General features: G+C 70.4%; 15 protein-coding genes. 7 read left to right on the forward strand and 8 right to left on the reverse strand.

Annotation, left to right across the window (positions count from 1 at the left end):
• Positions 1–26: 26 nt before the first annotated feature.
• A complete protein-coding gene (locus OG607_RS44245; RefSeq protein WP_405736126.1) occupies positions 27–1,088 on the reverse strand; it encodes an ABC transporter permease in 1,062 nt (353 codons plus the stop codon).
• A gap of 79 nt (positions 1,089–1,167) precedes the next feature.
• Between OG607_RS44245 and OG607_RS44250 the strand changes: the two genes are divergently transcribed.
• A complete protein-coding gene (locus OG607_RS44250) occupies positions 1,168–1,617 on the forward strand; it encodes a MarR family winged helix-turn-helix transcriptional regulator (RefSeq protein WP_405736129.1) in 450 nt (149 codons plus the stop codon).
• Positions 1,618–1,693: 76 nt separating this feature from the next.
• On the opposite strand, the gene OG607_RS44255 is transcribed toward OG607_RS44250, so the two are convergent.
• Positions 1,694–2,449 carry a helix-turn-helix domain-containing protein gene (locus tag OG607_RS44255; protein ID WP_405736132.1) on the reverse strand — a complete coding sequence of 252 codons (756 nt, stop codon included), beginning with the start codon at positions 2,447–2,449 and terminating at the stop codon, positions 1,694–1,696.
• 244 nt (positions 2,450–2,693) lie between these two features.
• Here OG607_RS44255 and OG607_RS44260 point away from each other — a divergent pair, with 244 nt between their 5' ends.
• The 3 genes from OG607_RS44260 (at position 2,694) to dmpI (ending at position 4,733) form a co-directional block, all read left to right on the forward strand.
• A complete protein-coding gene (locus OG607_RS44260) occupies positions 2,694–3,359 on the forward strand; it encodes a DUF4097 family beta strand repeat-containing protein (protein WP_405737466.1) in 666 nt (221 codons plus the stop codon).
• A gap of 144 nt (positions 3,360–3,503) precedes the next feature.
• The gene (locus OG607_RS44265; protein WP_405736136.1) at positions 3,504–4,415 is read left to right on the forward strand and encodes a LysR substrate-binding domain-containing protein; all 912 of its coding nucleotides are present in this window, start codon (positions 3,504–3,506) and stop codon (positions 4,413–4,415) included.
• 132 nt (positions 4,416–4,547) lie between these two features.
• Positions 4,548–4,733 carry a 4-oxalocrotonate tautomerase DmpI gene (gene dmpI, locus OG607_RS44270; RefSeq protein WP_405736139.1) on the forward strand — a complete coding sequence of 62 codons (186 nt, stop codon included), beginning with the start codon at positions 4,548–4,550 and terminating at the stop codon, positions 4,731–4,733.
• A gap of 79 nt (positions 4,734–4,812) precedes the next feature.
• Here dmpI and OG607_RS44275 read toward each other — a convergent pair whose 3' ends face one another.
• Positions 4,813–5,571: a hypothetical protein gene (locus OG607_RS44275; RefSeq protein ID WP_405736142.1), complete on the reverse strand. Its 759-nt coding sequence runs from the start codon at positions 5,569–5,571 to the stop codon at positions 4,813–4,815.
• A gap of 125 nt (positions 5,572–5,696) precedes the next feature.
• On the opposite strand from OG607_RS44275, the gene OG607_RS44280 reads away from it, so the two are divergent.
• Positions 5,697–6,953: an MFS transporter gene (locus tag OG607_RS44280; RefSeq protein WP_405736145.1), complete on the forward strand. Its 1,257-nt coding sequence runs from the start codon at positions 5,697–5,699 to the stop codon at positions 6,951–6,953.
• A gap of 40 nt (positions 6,954–6,993) precedes the next feature.
• On the opposite strand, the gene OG607_RS44285 is transcribed toward OG607_RS44280, so the two are convergent.
• Positions 6,994–7,956, reverse strand: a complete 963-nt coding sequence (locus tag OG607_RS44285; RefSeq protein ID WP_405736148.1) for an NAD(P)H-dependent flavin oxidoreductase — start codon at positions 7,954–7,956, stop codon at positions 6,994–6,996.
• 104 nt (positions 7,957–8,060) lie between these two features.
• Here OG607_RS44285 and OG607_RS44290 point away from each other — a divergent pair, with 104 nt between their 5' ends.
• Complete coding sequence (locus tag OG607_RS44290) at positions 8,061–9,050, forward strand: AraC family transcriptional regulator (RefSeq protein WP_405736151.1); 990 nt, start codon at positions 8,061–8,063, stop codon at positions 9,048–9,050.
• Between the two features lie 3 nt (positions 9,051–9,053).
• Here OG607_RS44290 and OG607_RS44295 read toward each other — a convergent pair whose 3' ends face one another.
• From OG607_RS44295 to OG607_RS44310, 4 genes are all read right to left on the reverse strand, one after another.
• Positions 9,054–9,656, reverse strand: a complete 603-nt coding sequence (locus OG607_RS44295; RefSeq protein WP_405736154.1) for an NUDIX domain-containing protein — start codon at positions 9,654–9,656, stop codon at positions 9,054–9,056.
• Positions 9,657–9,675: 19 nt separating this feature from the next.
• Positions 9,676–11,823, reverse strand: a complete 2,148-nt coding sequence (gene helR, locus OG607_RS44300) for an RNA polymerase recycling motor ATPase HelR (protein WP_405736157.1) — start codon at positions 11,821–11,823, stop codon at positions 9,676–9,678.
• A gap of 300 nt (positions 11,824–12,123) precedes the next feature.
• Positions 12,124–13,020, reverse strand: coding sequence for an RNA polymerase sigma-70 factor (locus tag OG607_RS44305; protein ID WP_405736160.1), 897 nt, complete (start codon positions 13,018–13,020; stop codon positions 12,124–12,126).
• A 105-nt stretch (positions 13,021–13,125) separates the two neighbouring features.
• Positions 13,126–14,328, reverse strand: a complete 1,203-nt coding sequence (locus OG607_RS44310) for an NAD(P)/FAD-dependent oxidoreductase (protein WP_405736163.1) — start codon at positions 14,326–14,328, stop codon at positions 13,126–13,128.
• A 396-nt stretch (positions 14,329–14,724) separates the two neighbouring features.
• Here OG607_RS44310 and OG607_RS44315 point away from each other — a divergent pair, with 396 nt between their 5' ends.
• Positions 14,725–15,807: a hypothetical protein gene (locus OG607_RS44315; protein ID WP_405736166.1), complete on the forward strand. Its 1,083-nt coding sequence runs from the start codon at positions 14,725–14,727 to the stop codon at positions 15,805–15,807.
• The last annotated feature ends 8 nt before the right edge of the window (positions 15,808–15,815 follow it).

Consider the following 15,815-nt stretch of genomic DNA (forward strand, 5'->3'; position numbering starts at 1 on the left):
GGGGTGCCGCCGGGCCCACCGCGGCGTCAGCCCGCCGCAGGCTGGGGCTGGCTGACCATGTTCCGCGCGCCGCTGCCCGCGTCGCGCCGGAACACGTCCTTCAGGTACAGCACGGCGGCGGCGCCGAGTATCCACAGCGGGAGGATCACCAGGGCCCGGGTCAGACCGTCGTTCTGGAACCGGGAGAGCCCCTGCATCGCGCGTACGCCCACGCCGACGGGCAGGATCTCGGACAACGGGCGCAGCCAGGCGGGAAGGTAGGCGGCCGGCATGATCCCGCCGCTGCTGCTGTTGCCGAGGATCAGCAGCAGGATCGAGGCGAGACTGACGCCCGCGGAGCCGAACAGCCGCAGCAGCGCCATGGTCGTGGCGGCGACCGCGGCGCCCATCAGGGCGACGACGACGGCGAGGGGCAGGAAGGGGCCGGGCAGCGCGCCGAAGCCCGCGCTCCCGGCGATGGCGGTGACCAGGAGGCCGCCGATGACTCCGAACGAGGCCAGGCTGGCCATGCGCCAGCGGTACTGGAGCCGGGGCGCGACCTGGTAGGTCGTCATGCCGAACAGGTATCCGGCCAGCACCAGGCCGAAGGCCGCGTAGAAGACGGAGAGCCCACGGGTGTCGCCTGCCGCCGCGGGGGCGACGTCCTCGACGGAGAGGTCCTGGTGCTCCGCGCGGGCCACGGAACCGAAGGCGGTGGTCACGGTCGCGGTGACGGCGGCTCCGTTGGCGCTGCCGTAGAGCAGGCTCCCGCCGCCGAGGTAGGCCGCGTACACGGTCCTGTCCTGGACGGCCTTGCGGGCGGCTGATTCGTCGGGGTAGGTCTCCAGCGTGAAACCGCCCGGGGTGACGCGCGCGAGGTCCTGGCGCAGGTGCTCCTGATGCGTTCCGATCTCCGTCGTGCCGACGCGGAGCCGATGGGGGTGCGGCGCGTGGAAGGCGGCGAGATAGACGCTGACGAACACGGTGCCGATCAGCAGGGCGATCGCTACCGGCAGCAGGACGGCACGCGAGGTTCCGGGGCGGGGTGGCGCGTGGGCCACGTCCAGGATGTGCTCGTGAGGCTGTCGGGTGGAGACTCGCTGGGACATCGGGTGCAGTCCTAGAATAGAAGTCAACTGATAATCTTTTGTACATCATAATCAGTTGCCTTACAAAGGGGTCCGCCCTGTGAACGATTCCGACTGGCGCACTGGCCATGTGGCCTGGCAGATCGGCCAGATCATGGCGTCCCGGGTCGAGCGCACGCTGCGCCCGTTCCAGCTGACCCTCGCCCAGAACAGCGCCCTGTCGCAGGCCATCCTCGATCCGGGCGTCTCCAGTGCGACCGTGGCGCGCAGGGCGGCGATCACCCCGCAGTCCATGGGCGCCGCGGTCAACGGGCTGGTCGAGCGGGGGCTCCTGGAGCGTCGCACCGTCCCCGGCGACCGGCGTACGCAGCGACTGCACGCCACGGAGGCCGGCCGGCGGCTCGCGGCGGAGGCCAGACGCGAGGTGGACGCCACCCACGCCGAAGCTCTGGAGGCGCTGACGCCGGCGGAGCGGGAGCAGGTGCACTCACTGCTGCTGAAACTGCTGGGGTCGCTGAATCCCGCAGCCGTGGACGACAGCGCGCCCTGAGATCTGTCGCAGGTGTGCCCACAGCCGTGCAGCTGTCCCTGGGGCGTCTCTTGGCTGTGACGATCGAGACGGCTGTCTATCCGTGGTCCGGACTTGGCTGGGTGGTGTCGTTGTAGGTTGTTTCGGGTCTGGTGTGGAGGACTTCGCGGGCCTGTTCGGCGGCGCGGGTGATGCTTTCGCTGATGAAGTCGAGGAAACGGGCGACGTTCTCCAGGCGGGTGGCGGCGGGGGTGTGGGCTCCCAGGATGACGACGCCTTGGCGTGCGGTTTCGACGAGCTGGTCGTTGGATCGGGCGCTGGCGATCGTCGCCTGGTAGAAGAGCTCGTCGTCGACGACGTAGCGGTCGCGGCGGCGTTCGTCGCGTTCTCGGCGCACAAGGCTCTGGCTCTCCAGGAAGGCGATCGCTTTGGAGATGGACGCCGGGCTGACCTGGAGGCGCTGGGCGAGTTGGGACGCGGTGAGGCTGCCCGCGTCGGTGGTGAACAGGCAGGTCAGCACCCGGGCCGTCATCTTGGTCAGGCCCGAAGCCATGAGGACGGTGGTGAGCGTTTCCTCGTACTCGGCCACGGCCTCGGCGTCACGTCCGTGCGGCTGGGGGACTGACTCCGGCCCTCGGGAGGAGGCGGGCCTGCGCCGGTGGGCGCGGCGTTCGGTGGCGCGGTGGGCCAGGTCGGCGCGGTAGGCGGTGGGGCCGCCGTTGCGCATCACCTCACGCGTGATCGTCGAGGTCGGACGGTCGAGGCGTCGGGCGATCTCGGCGTAGGGGAGGCTGTCGGCCAGCCCCAGCGCGATCTGCTGGCGTTCCTGCTGGGTGAGCCTGCCTCCCGGCATCGCGATCTCCTTGGTGATCCTTCGTGGCGGTCTGGCGGTCCCTGATCCCCACCATAGCGTTCACTTCTCACCCATTGCAATGATCAGAGTGATTATCGTTGCGTTGCTCTCAAGGCTGTTGCAACAGTTTCTAGGTCTCTACCTGCGGTGATGCATATTCTATGCAACGAATATGTTGTCGCGCTATGGAAAGCAACGTAGCGTTTCCTGTGTCAGAAACAACGAGCGAGCACGGGAGAGCATGATGCAGAAGTTCGACACCCCGGCCCCGATCTCCGCCGTCCTGGACATCCCCGCCGGACGCATCCAGTTCATCGCCGCAGACCGCGCCGACACCACCGTCGAGGTCCTGCCCGCCAACCCCTCCACGAGCCGCGACGTCAAGACCGCTGAGCGGACCACCGTCGCCTACGCAGACGGCGTCCTTCGGATCACGGCCTCGACCTCCAACAGCCAGCTCTTCGGCCCCTCCGGATCCCTGGAGGTCACCGTCCAGTTGCCCACCGGCTCCCGCATCGAGGCCAAGTCCGCCAGCGCCGAGCTCCGCGGCGTCGGACGCCTGGGCGACGTCGCCTTCGAAGGCGCGTACCGGCAGATCAAGATCGACGAGGCCGCGAGCGTCCGCCTCACTGCGATCGACGGCGACGTCGAGGTCGGCCGTCTCAACGGCCCCGCGGAGATCAGCACCGCAAGGGGCGACATCCGGATCGCCGAGGCCGTGCGCGGCAAGGTCGTGCTTCGCACCCAGTCCGGCGACATTTCGGTCGCCGCCGCCGCCGGCGTCTCGGCCGCCCTGGACGCAGGCACCGACTACGGCCGCGTCAGCAACGCCCTCAAGAACGATGGCACCGCCGAACTCGACATCCGCGCCACCACCTCCCGCGGCGACATCACCGCCCGTAGCCTCTGAAGGAGCAGAACCAGGACTGTCCGGCCGGGCCCACCGCCATCGAGATCCTGTCGGTCGTCGCCGAGAACGCGGCCGTCCGTTCCGAGGCCTGCGATCCACGCCCTAGCCTGGCCGCAGCACGACCGGGAGTCAGACAGGAGGGGCATGGAGCTGCGACAGCTGCGGTACTTCGTCGCGGTGGCGGAGGACCTGCACTTCGGCCGGGCCGCCGAGCGGCTGCTCATCGCGCAGTCGGCGGTGAGCCAGCAGGTGCGGCGTCTGGAGCGGGAGCTGGGCCTGGAGCTGCTGGACCGCTCGCCGCGCCGGGTCCGGCTGACGGAAGCCGGCGAGCGTTTCCTGCCGGCCGCCCGGGAAGTACTCGATGCCGAGCAGCGAGCGCTGGCGGCGGTGGAGCAGTTCACCGCGGACCGCGGCGCGTTGCTGAGGATCGGCACCAGCACCGGCATGGGTGAGCGCCTGGACGAGGTGCTGGAGGCCCTGCAGCGGCTCGCGCCGCACATCAAGGTCGAACTCGCTTCCGGGCCGGTGGACCAGCGATTGCGCCGCGTCGCAGACCGCGAGTGGGACGCGGCGTTCCTTCGCGGCGAGGTCGACGCCCCGGAGCAGCTCATACAGGTGCCGGTCTGGCGCGACGAACTTGTGGCAGCGCTGCCCGCCCGTCACCCGCTGGCGGCGGAGTCCGGCCTCCGGCTGGAGCAACTGGCCGAGCTGCCGCTCTTCCTGACAGCCCGGCGCAACAATCCACCCCTGGTGGACCTGGTGCTCGGTGCCTGCCGCGACGCAGGCTTCGAACCGGTCCCCGGCCCCAGCCACGGCTCCCTGCAGGACACTCTGGCCACCCTGGGCACCGGTCGTGACGCCTGGACGGTGATATACGCGTCCCACGCCGCGCAACTGCGCAGCGAGCGGGTCGCCTTCGTACCGGTGCGCGATGCGAGCGGCGAGCCCCTGGCGCTGCCCACCGTGCTGGCCGTGCACCGGTCCACCCCCACGGCGCGGCTGCGCCCGTTGCTCGACGCCTGCCGCGCAGTGGCGCGCGGCGATCTCGACTCGTGATCGCTGCAGGCGCGGATCGGGTCTGGGTCGGCGAGCCGTCCGGGTGTGGACTTGTCTCCAGGAAGCCCCCCCCGGCCGGGACGGCAGGACCGGCCGCCGAGGGGTACAGCACACAGCAGCAAGGAGTGGATCATGCCTATCGTCACCGTCCAGCAGGGCCCCCGCAGCATCGAGCTCAAGCGCGAACTGGTCGCCCGGATCACCGACGCCTTCGTCGACGCGTACAAGATCCCGGCGGACACCGTCCAGGTGTGGATCCAGGAGACCTCACCGGAGAGTTGGGGTGTCGCCGGCAAGCTCATCGCCGACGGCAAGTAACCCCTGCGCCCGGGCTGAGCCGGAGATCAACTCCGGCACGCTGTACGTCGAGTTCGTCCATGAGGTCGGCCCAGTCGCCTCAGTGCCGGCCCGCTGCCGAGAACTGATGGAGCGTCCATCCGTGCCCGCGCGGATCGAGTGGGCGAGTGGCCGCGGTGAAGATCTCGGCGGCGCGGCGGTACGACAGGCGTCCGCGGCTGGTGGTGAACAGCGGCCCGTCGACTCGGCCGAGCACCAGCAGAGGCAGCAGCAGGGCCGCACCGTCGCCCCAGCGCAGGGATCCGTCCCTGCGCTCACGGGTGCGGCGGCCGGGCAGGTTCAGGTCGTCGACGTCGAGTGCGAGGACGCGTTCGATCGGTGCCCCGGTCTCGTACAGGAGATGCCAGAAGCTCTGCTCGCGCAGTGGGGCGCGCAGTTCCAGGACGGCGCGGGCCTGGTGCGCGTCGATCCGGGACTCCTTGCCTCGTGGCTTCGGCAGGGGCAGGGGGCGCAGCCCGGCTGTGGGATCACCGGTCAGCCAGCCCTGCGCCCTCCACCAGTTCACCGCGCCGACGAGAATCGACAGCTCCCGGTTGGCGGTGCGAACGCCAACGGCTGCGGACCGTGCATCGAAGGCGCTCCGTAGCCGGGCCGCGGCGAGCGGGGTGTCCAGCAGGGGCAGCGGGAGGGCCGGGGGAGTGGCGTTGCGGCGGCCGTCGCCCATCGGTGGGGTGAGGTCCGCCAATGCCCAGGCCCAGGTGGTGAGAGCGATCCGGTAGATCCGGCGTGAGCCATTGCCCAGGTCGGCGGCGGACAGGAACCGGTCGACGGCGACGGCGTACTCCACGGGCTGACTCAAGTGCACCTACCGCAGTAAATCACGCCAGCTGTAAGGCTTCAGCCATCATAGATTGACTTGACCGGACTCAAGTTTCTGCGTCGGGGTCCTGGCGTGTCGCCGCCTGGTTCTTGCATCCTGCGTTCATGTCCCTTGATCGCCGCCTTGCGGTGCTGCGGGAGCGCGACTTCCGCCGTTTCTTCATCGGCTACACCACCTCCCTGCTCGGATCCGCGATGGCCTCCATCGCGCTGACCTTCGCGGTCCTGGAGAGCGGCGGCGGAGGCACAGAGCTGGGCTGGGTCCTGACGGCCAGGATCCTGCCGCTGGTTCTCGTGCTGCTCGCCGGCGGGGTGGTCACCGACCGTGTGGGCAGCCGCCAGGTGATGCTGGCGGCCGACGCAGTGCGCTGCCTCACCCAGCTCGGCCTTGCCGTGCTTCTGCTCGGTGGTGATCCGGGCCTGTGGGCCCTGGTCGGACTTGTCGCCCTCTGGGGCGCCGCGGAGGCCCTGTTCACCCCCGCTCTTGGGGCCCTTGTGCCGCACATCGTGCGCGCGGGCACGCTGTCCGACGGCAACGCCCTGCTCGGCGTCGCGCGTTCGGCGACGTCCATCGCGGGCCCGATGCTCGCCGGCCTGCTGACCGCGGTGTCCGGCGCGGCCTCGGTCCTTGCGATGGACGCCGCCAGTTACGCGGTGAGCATTGCCGCGCTACTCCTGTTGCCCCGCGCGGCGCGGTCTACGGTGACCCCCTCGTCCTTTGTCACAGAACTCCGGGAAGGCTGGTCGGAGTTCAGGTCCCGCATCTGGCTTTGGGTCAGCACCGTGCACGTCTGTCTCTTCAACCTCTTCGTCTGGGCGCCGTTCCTGGTCCTCGGCCCCGTCGTCGCCGAGCGGCGGCTCGGCGGGGCGACTTCGTGGGGCCTGGTCATGGCTCTCTACGGGGGCGGTGCGGTGGCCGGCGGCCTGGCCCTGCTCGGCCGCCGTCCGCGCCGGCCGCTTCTTGTGGCGACGGTGTCCACCTTGGGCTGGGCACTGCCGTCCGCCGCGCTCGCCACCGGCCGGTCGCTGCCGTGGATCTGCGCCACCGCACTGGTCGCCGGCATCGGATCCGCGGTGTGCGGCACCCTCTACGCGACCGCGGTTCAGAGCCAGATCCCGCCGGGCATGGTCGCCCGGGTCAACGCCTACGATGCCTTCGGGGCGTTCGCCCTCGGACCCGTCGGGCTGGCCGCAGCCGGGCCCGTCTCCGTACTCGTCGGCACCTCGGGGGTGTTGGGCTTCGGCGCGGTGTGGCAGATCGCGGCGGTGACCGTAGTCCTCGCGCTTCCCGCGATACGCGCCGGGCTTCCGCAGCCATCCCATGAGGGGACCGCGCCGTCCGCCGCCCGGACGCCGACGTGATGAAGTGAGCACCGGCGGCTACTTCCGAGCCGGTTCTCGGTCAGTGCCTCCCGGCTCGGGTCAGGGCGTCCTCGGCCTGCGCGGCCAGGGTGGCGACGAGGTCGGCCGCAGGCGGGAGGTCGGTGATGAGGTCGACCGCCTCGCCGGCCCATACGGGAAGCGGGGGAACCTCGCCCCGTGCCACGTCGTCCTGGTAAGCCCGTCGTGCCTGGGGATCCGCGGCGAGTTCCGCTTCCCGGCCCCGCCATTGGTCGAGGTAGCGATGGCCCAGGGTGCGAGCGGTGTACCGCGAGGGCCACTTGGAGCTGCGGGCGATGTCCAGGACGCGGTTGCGCTCGGTGTCCTGCCCGCGTCCCTCGACGATCGCGGTGGCGATCGACGGGTGGACCAGGGCTTCGGCCGTGGCCTGGAAGCGGGTGCCGATGACCGCCCCCGCCGCGCCCAGAGCCAGGGCCGCGGCCACCCCGCGGCCGTCGGCGATCCCGCCGGCCGCCAGCACCGGCAGGGGTGCCGCCAGGTCCACCACCAGCGGTACGAACGGCAAGGTGGACCGTCCGTGCCGGGCGCCGTGACCACCGCTCTCCGTGCCCTGCGCCACGATGACGTCGGCGCCCAGGTCCACGGCCTGCCGCGCCTCCTCCAGATCGGTGACCTGAAGGATCAGTGCCGCGCCCGCCCGGCGGATCCGTTCGGCGAAAGGGCTCGGGTCCCCGAACGACAACATCACCGCCCTGGGGCTGTGCTCCAATACCCGCTCGACCGCGCCGACATCGATCGCCCAGGTCCAGAGACCGACGCCCCAGGGGCCCGCGGTGCCCTGTGCCACGATGGGCAGCTCACGGGCCAGCCAGTCCGCGTCCCCGTTCCCGGAGCCCAGCAACCCGAGCCCGCCGCCGCGTGACACGGCCGCCGCCAGTTCACCACCGGCCGAACCACCCATCGGCGCCAGCGCGATCGGATGCCGCACACCGAACAACTTCGTGAACGCCGTCGACAACGTCATGACCGTCATCATGACCCAGGCCTCCCTGTGAACCCACAGGGATCTGGGCCCTCGTGAAAGGATTACGGCGGGAGCGCCCGGCGGGGATATCGGGGAGGGACGCAATGATCGGGACCGTGTTCCGGAGCGAGGACGTGCCTGCGGAAGACAGGTTCGACCACTGGCGAGAGCTGATCGGCCGGACGCGGTCACCCAGCGACATGAGCAGTGCCCACGCCGCTGACTTCTGGGCGGAGCAACGGCTGATGGACCTCGGGCCGGTGACCGTCATGGTGACCTCGTTCCTGCCGACGCGCTACCGGCGGAGCCCGAAACTGGTGCGCCAGTCCGACCCCGAGGTCTACCACCTCACCCTGCTGCTCGACGGCGGGCTGGCTCTCGACCACGTCGGGCGGACCAGCACGTTCGGTCCACATGACCTGCACCTGGCGGACAGTTCGCGGCCCTACGACCTCCGGCCGGCAGACAACCGGGAGCGCCGCGTCGTCAAGGGCATGGGCGTGGACTGCCCCAAGGAACTGCTTCCCATACCCCCGGACCGGGTACGCGAGTTGCTGGGCCGGGGGCAGTCGGGGCGGGAGGGCCTCGGCGCCCTGCTGACGGAGTTCCTCGTCGGCCTGGAACGCCAGGCCGAAGCCCTCCAGCCGTCCGACGGGCCACGCCTGGGCACGGTCGTACTCGACCTGATGTCGGCCTGGTTCGCCCAAGTGCTGGATGCCGAGGCGGCCCTGCCGCCGGAGACCCGCCAGCAGGCCATGGCGCGACGCATCCAGGCGTTCATCCGGCAGAACCTGCACGACCCGGAGCTGACGCCACCCGTGATCGCAGCCGCGCACCACATATCCCTCAGCTACCTGTACCGGATCTTTCAGCAACAGCTGCAGGGCGAAACGGTCGCGGCCTGGATCCGCAGCCGGCGGCTGGACGGCGCCCGCCGCGACCTGGCGGACTCCTCGCTGGGCACCACGCCGATCCATGCCATCGCCGCCCGCTGGGGCTTCCCCCGCGCCTCCGACTTCACCCGCTCCTTCCGCGCCGCCTACGGGCTCTCACCCAAGGAATACCGGTTCCTGGGACCGTCCCAGCGGGGGTAGAGCTCAGCTTTCGCAGCGAGACATGCCGCCGCCCGGTCGCTCGTGCGTCTCGGTCGCCAACGCGGCTTCCGCGAACATCCGCTGGTACATCTGCGCGAACCCGTCCGCGATCCACATGAACGCCGGCGCCTCACCTGCAGGCACGAGCTGACGCGCGGTCATCTCGAACCGTGGCTCCCATGGATCCAGCGTCACCTGCGCAAGCCAAAGCGACCGGACCAGCACCAGACCGGCCTCCGGCCCCTGCAGGCACGCACCGCGGCTGTAGCCGAGCAGACGCGCCTCGACCACCGTGGCGCAGGCCTCCTCGCCGACCTCACGGCGCAGGGTGGCCAACCAATCCTCACCCGGCTCGGGCCGCCCGCCGGGCAGGCCCCACCGCCGGCCGTCGCTGGTGACCAGCACAGCCCGGTCTCCGACGACGCAGATCCCGGCCGACCCGTGCCCGGTGCCAGGTGGAGGATCGGGTGGCGGGTGCCAGGCCACCCGCCACTCATGACCGTCGCTGATGACCGACCACTCGACACCGTCCTCGGCGATATCCACACGATCAGGTTCCACGCCGGACAGCCGAAAATCCAGGTCGTTTACGCTGCCCGGCACCACCACGTTGTCCTGCCCGCCGTCAGGAGCCCGTGAGGATGACGAGTTGCTGGGTCGCCCGGGTCATCGCGACATAGCGGTCGACGGCTCCTTCGATGCCCTTGCCGAACCTTTCCGGCTCGACGAGGACGACCAGGTCGAACTCGAGCCCCTTCGAGAGCTCCGGGGTCAGCGACCGGACGCGGGACGTCGCCCGGAACCTGGGATCACCGATGACGCAGGCGATTCCCTCGGCATGCGCAGCGAGCCAGGTGTCGAGGACCGAGCCCAGATCCGCAACAGAACTGTGGAGGACAGGGATGCCTCCGCTGCGGATGGAGGTCGGCACATTGGCGTTCGGGAGTGCGGCTCGGATGACCAGCTCGGCTTCCGCCATGACCTCTTCCGGCGTGCGGTAGTTGATGCTCAGGGAGGCCACGTTGATCCGGTCGAGCCCGACGCGCTCCAGCCGTTCCTGCCACGACTCCGTGAACCCGTGCCTGGCCTGGGCGCGGTCCCCGACGATGGTGAAGCTGCGGGACGGGCAGCGGAGCAGCAGCATCTGCCACTCCGCGTCGGTCAGTTCCTGCGCCTCGTCCACGATGATGTGCGCGAACGGGCCGGCGAGAGGCTCCGGATCGGTGCCGGGCAGCGCGCTCTCGTCGATCAGGCTGTCCTGCAGGTCCTGTCCGCGCAGCATCGTCACCGCACCTTCACCGTCGTCGTCGGCCTCCAGCAGGCCGTCGATGACGTCGGCCCTGCGCGCACGCTCGGCCGCTACAGAGGCGTCGTGCCGGCGCTTGCGTCGTGACGCCTCCGGGTCGCCGAGCCGCTGCCGTGCCGCGTCCAGGAGCGGCAGGTCGGACACCGTCCAGGCCTGAGCGTCCTGACGCTGCAGCTTGCGAACGTCATCGGGGCTGAGCCAGGGAGCGCACTTGCGCAGGTAGGCGGGCACCGACCAGAGATCTCCGACGAGGTCACTAGCCTCGAGCATCGGCCACGCACGATTGAGGGTCCTGATCAGCTCCCGGTCCTGCAGCAGCGACCTCCGGAGCAGGTCGGGCGAGGCGTCGCTGTCGTCCTTGTCGATCAGGATCGTGAGCAGTTCCTCCCGGATCTGGTCACGCGCCTCGTTGTGCGGAGTACCTGGTTCCACTGCTTCGAACGCCGCCGCCCAGTCGTCGGCGCTCAGCCAGATGTCGGACCAGTGGGTCGAGACGGTCATCCCCTCGGTGGGCGGCTCCTCGTAGATGCCGACCGCCGGCTCGATCGCCTTCACCAGTTCCGCGGACGACTTCAGCAGGGCCACGCCCGGGTCGGTCTCGATCGCCGCTCCGGCTCCCTCGGCGACCAGATCCCGCAGGGTGCAGGTCTGTACGCCCTCCTCTCCCAGGCTGGGCAGGACATCGGCGACGTACGCCAGATAGGGCTGGTGCGGACCGACGAACAGCACGCCGCCCCGACGGTGACCGAGGCGAGGGTCGGAGTAGAGGAGGTAGGCGGAGCGGTGCAGAGCGACGACGGTCTTGCCCGTACCCGGACCACCGTCGACGACCAGAGCGCCGCGGGATCCCGCGCGGATGACGGCGTCCTGATCGGCCTGGATGGTGGCGAGCACATCGCGCATCCGGGCCGACCGGTTGCCGCCCAGGCCGGCGATGAACGCGGACTGATCGTCGAGCGCCGCGTGCCCTTCGAGCCCGTCTGCGGTGAACACTTCGTCCCAGTAGTCGCTGATCCGGCCGCCGGCCCAGCGATACCGGCGGCGGCTCGCCAGACCCATCGGGCTGGCGTGGGTCGCCGCGAAGAACGGCTCGGCCGCGGGGGAGCGCCAGTCGAGCAGCAGCCGGCGCCCGGTGCTGTCGGTGAGGCCGAGGCGTCCGATGTACACAGGCTCGGGACTGTCCGTACTGACGATGTGTCCCAGGCACAGGTCCAGACCGAAGCGACGCAACGCGCGCAGACGCCCCGTCAGCCGGTGGATCTCCGTGTCCCGGTCCATCGCCTCCCGGCCGATGCCGCCGGGAGCCCTGAGCTCGGCCTCGAGGCGGTCGGACAGTTCGGCGATCGCTTGCTCGAGGCTCTCCGCGATGGCCGCGAAGTGCTGCTCGTCGCGGTCGATCAGCCCCGGGTCGGCCTTGGGGGAGAGGCGGTCGGGAAGGTCGAACGCGCTGGTGGTCAGAGGGTTCATGTCATCAGCTCCGGTCCGCGGCCGCGGACGCTGTGCGTCCCACCACCGAATCGACGTGACCGCACGACCCATAAACCGACAACAGCACATGCACTTCGTGAATCCCCTATTTCTGCAGCTTCTGACCTCGGCCCGCGATTCTGCCCCACGACCGGGGCCTTGCCGCAAGCCCCCCAGTGCGTTATAAGTTGAAAGTGACAAGGAGTGGGTATTCCTCTTTGCCTTTCCTTGCAACCGGCTCCCGCGCCGTCGGCTTCGCGAAAAAATTCAAACTCATCGTGGCTTTTCCGCCGCCGGTATTCATCGCAGAGCGAGCGGGGTCTCGGATTCCACGCGGGACAGCTTGGCCGGGTTGCGGACGTAGTAGAGGCCGGTGATCTGGGCGTCCTCGACACGGATCGCCAGGACGCCGTCGATCTCGCCGTCCAGGCGTACGAGAAGCGCCGGGTTGCCGTTGACCACGGTGGGAGCGACGGTTATCGGGCGTTCGTGTTTGCCGAGAACACCGACCATGAAGCGGGCCACCTTCCCGGCGCCGGTGATCGGGCGCAGCGCGGCCTGCTTGAAGCCGCCGCCGTCGCTCACGATGACGACCTCCGGGGCGAGCACGTCAAGGAGGCCCTGCGGGTCCCCGGTCTCGAGTGCGCGCCGGAACGACTCCAGAGCCGCCCGGGTCTCGCCGGGGGAGACCACCTGGCGGGGGCGGCGGGCGTCGACGTGCCGGCGGGCGCGGTGGGCGATCTGACGGACGGCCGCGGGGGTCTTGTCGACGGCGGCCGCGATCTCGTCGTAGCCGACATCGAAGACCTCGCGCAGTACGAAGACGGCGCGTTCGGTCGGCGACAGCGTTTCGAGGACGAGCATCAGCGCCATCGACACACTCTCGGCGAGCAGGGCGTCCTCGGCCACGTCAGGCGCGGTGAGCAGCGGCTCCGGCAGCCAGGGGCCGACATACGCCTCCTTGCGGCGACTCATCGCGCGCAGCCGGTTGAGCGACTGCCGGGTCGTGATCCGGACCAGGTAGGCGCGCTGGTCGCGCACCTGCCCCAAGTCGACCTCGACCCACCGCAGCCAGGTTTCCTGGAGGACGTCCTCGGCGTCGGCCGCCGATCCGAGCATCTCGTAGGCGACGGTGAAGAGCAGGTTGCGGTGGGCGACGAAAGTCTCGGTCGCCGGGTCAGTGGCGTGGTCGGTCATCTCTCGAGCCCTTTCCTTCGCGGGCGGCCCCGGTTACCGAAGGCCTTCAAGTGTGCATCCACAGCAAGGTTTTTTCGTTCGACCGGACCGCCCACGAATGCCTGGCTAGGCTGCCCGTTCAGCAGTGACCGGCGCCTCGGCGCGCCTGGCCTCCAGCAGCTGACTGCGCTTGTCATCCCTGGCCCAGGCCCAGCTGAGCGAACCGGGCTTGCGTGCCTCGTCAGCCAGCTGCTTGACAGTGCCCCAGCAGACGAACGCCTTGATCTTCGCGCCAGGTCGGCCGCCGAGACAGAGCCTCATCGCGACGTCGTTCCTGTGGGCGAACTGGAAGATGCCGGCGCGACGACCCAGGCTGATGCACTGTCCGGCGAACCCCAGCTCGATGGGCGCGGGTTGCCCACCCGCGATCCGGCTGAGCACCGTGTCGGCGGCGTGCGCACCCAGAGGACCTGCGGCCTGGCAGCTCATTCGGAACGGCAGGTCCGACGGCGCCGCCGAGTCCCCGGCCGCGACGATGCGCACGTCGTCCACGCTCGTCAACGTCTCGTCCGTGAGCAGGCGGCCCAAGGCGTCCGTGCTCAGCCCACTGCGGGCGGCCAGGTCCGGCACGCCGAATCCAGCGGTCCAAATGGTCACCTTGCTCGGCAGCTCGCGGCCGCCACCGAGCCGCACGGCATCGCGCGTCACGGCCGTCACCTTCGCGTCGGGGCCTTCGAGTACGGTCACACCGAGCTTGGCCAGCCGCTTGGCAACCGAGCGCCGACCCCGAGGATGCAGATACGGGCCCAGCACCTCGCCGCACACCAGGGTCACGGTGCGGCCCAGCTCCGCCAGCTCGGCGGCGGTCTCGATGCCGGTCGGACCGGCTCCGACAACCGTCACCGCGGCCGTTGCAGGTGTGGCGTCCAGGACCGACCGCAGCCGCTCCGCCTCCTCCAGGCCGGCGATCGGATAGGCGAACTCGGCCGCTCCGGGCACGCTCGGGTCGGCGCTGCCACTGCCCACTGCGTAGATCAGGTAGTCGTAGCCGACCGTGTCGCCGGTCGCCAACACCACGCTGCGCCCGGCCGCGTCAATCCGTGCCACGGTGTCGACCACCAGCCGGATGCCCCCGGCCAGGACGTCTGTGTAGTCGACGACCGCGGCGTGGGACCCGCCCGCCAGTTGGTGCAGACGGATCCGCTCGACGAAGGCCGGGCGCGGATTGATCAGCGTCACTGTCACGTCGTCGCGCTGCGTCAGGCGATTGGCCGCCATGACACCGGCGTATCCGCCGCCGATCACGACCACATCGGTGTTCTCAGTCACGGTGTCTCCTTCGCTCCAAGGGGTTCGGGCACAAGACACCGCGTGATCGATCGCTGTGACAGCTTGTGAGGCAGCTCACTCCACAGGCGTGGGCTCGGCACGCGGAGTCCCTCACGGCCGGAGCCGACGCATCCGGGGATTCCGTGGAAGGGGCGCCAGCGAGTCGGCCCGGCTCGCGGTCAACGCGCGCTCGACGCGGTGGAAGCCGCGCCGAACCTGCCGGCCATCGCCACCACCCTCGTCGGCCTGAAGGCCGAAGGACCGCACGGCCCATCCGGCTGGGGGCCGGTAAGAACCGTGTCACCAGCCGCAAACGACGAGGATCGGGCTCGATGACGTGCAGGGAATCCATCGGCCGTACCGTTCGGGTTGGGCCTCAACCGAACCGGAGATTCCATGACCGTCACCGCCCACCTGATCGCCACGATCGCCATTCCCGCCGGACCGGGCGATGCCCCGCCGGGCATCGTGCGGTGGCCGGCCGGCCGCCGCCTGGTCATCCGGCGCACCGACGCCGAACTCATAGCCCACGACCTGGACCGGCTCCGCACCGATCTGGTAGCCGCGCCCGTACGCTTCCCGGCGCCCTGGCCCCGCAGCAGGAGTCAGCACGCCATCGGCCCCGCCCTGGACTTCGTGGTGTTCGCCGGCCCGCACGCCCTGCGGGCGGTGGGCCCCGGCGGTGAGGTCCGGTGGGAACACCCGCATCCCTGCTGGGAGTTGTCCTGCCTGGCCGTACACGCCTCCTACGAGGAGTACGCCGCCGACCCGGGCCATCGTGATCCCGCCATCGGCTCGTGCTGGATCAGCGCCGACGGCTCGACGGTGTGGGCCCACGTCCAGGGCGAGAAGGGCGAGGAGGAGTGGCTCGTCCTGGACGCCGTCGACGGCCGCGTACTGGCCCGTACGCGCACCGGGACCGGCACCCTCGGTTCGGAGCACCTGCCGCCCCCCGACCCCGGACGGATGGGCCTGAGCGTGGGCGAGGGCCAGGACGGCTCGCCGCTGCTGTGGGCGCGCTGGGACGGCCGGGAACTGACCGTGGACCGTATCGGCGACGACCTGTACATCCTGCTCGACGTCAGCCCGTCCGGCGACACCCTCCTCGCCGTCACCCACGGCGGGCCCGATCTGCTGGTCGGCCTCCGCGCCGACGACGGCTCCGAGGCCGCCGAACTGGAGTCCGAGACCCTCCCGCTGCACCCCGGGGCCGACCCGGACGAGGACACGGCCGAGGACACCCTCTGGGACTACGATGCCGGCTACGTCGACGAGGACACCGTCCTGGCCGCCACCACGGACACCGACGAGGAGTACGGTGCGGGCCGCCACTGGATCGTCGACGCCCCCGAGATGCGCCTGCGCGGGGAGGTGGTCTACCCCTTCCCGAACACCGGCCGCGCGACCGCCCTGGGCGACGGCACCTGGCTCACCTTCGACGACGACGGCAGCGCCGTGCACCAGTGGCGGGTGAGCTGAGCGCCGCC

It is taken from the genome of Streptomyces sp. NBC_01537, assembly GCF_045040445.1.
Lineage (GTDB): Bacteria > Actinomycetota > Actinomycetes > Streptomycetales > Streptomycetaceae > Actinacidiphila.

Excerpts from the sequence above, each read along its gene's own strand:
- OG607_RS44245 (WP_405736126.1), bottom strand. The coding sequence starts at position 1,088 with ATGTCCCAGCGAGTCTCCACCCGACAGCCTCACGAGCACATCCTGGAC.
- OG607_RS44255 (WP_405736132.1), bottom strand. The coding sequence starts at position 2,449 with ATGCCGGGAGGCAGGCTCACCCAGCAGGAACGCCAGCAGATCGCGCTG.
- OG607_RS44260 (WP_405737466.1), top strand. The coding sequence starts at position 2,694 with ATGCAGAAGTTCGACACCCCGGCCCCGATCTCCGCCGTCCTGGACATC.
- OG607_RS44265 (WP_405736136.1), top strand. The coding sequence starts at position 3,504 with ATGGAGCTGCGACAGCTGCGGTACTTCGTCGCGGTGGCGGAGGACCTG.
- dmpI (WP_405736139.1), top strand. The coding sequence starts at position 4,548 with ATGCCTATCGTCACCGTCCAGCAGGGCCCCCGCAGCATCGAGCTCAAG.
- OG607_RS44280 (WP_405736145.1), top strand. The coding sequence starts at position 5,697 with ATGTCCCTTGATCGCCGCCTTGCGGTGCTGCGGGAGCGCGACTTCCGC.
- OG607_RS44285 (WP_405736148.1), bottom strand. The coding sequence starts at position 7,956 with ATGACGTTGTCGACGGCGTTCACGAAGTTGTTCGGTGTGCGGCATCCG.
- OG607_RS44290 (WP_405736151.1), top strand. The coding sequence starts at position 8,061 with ATGATCGGGACCGTGTTCCGGAGCGAGGACGTGCCTGCGGAAGACAGG.
- helR (WP_405736157.1), bottom strand. The coding sequence starts at position 11,823 with ATGAACCCTCTGACCACCAGCGCGTTCGACCTTCCCGACCGCCTCTCC.
- OG607_RS44305 (WP_405736160.1), bottom strand. The coding sequence starts at position 13,020 with ATGACCGACCACGCCACTGACCCGGCGACCGAGACTTTCGTCGCCCAC.
- OG607_RS44315 (WP_405736166.1), top strand. The coding sequence starts at position 14,725 with ATGACCGTCACCGCCCACCTGATCGCCACGATCGCCATTCCCGCCGGA.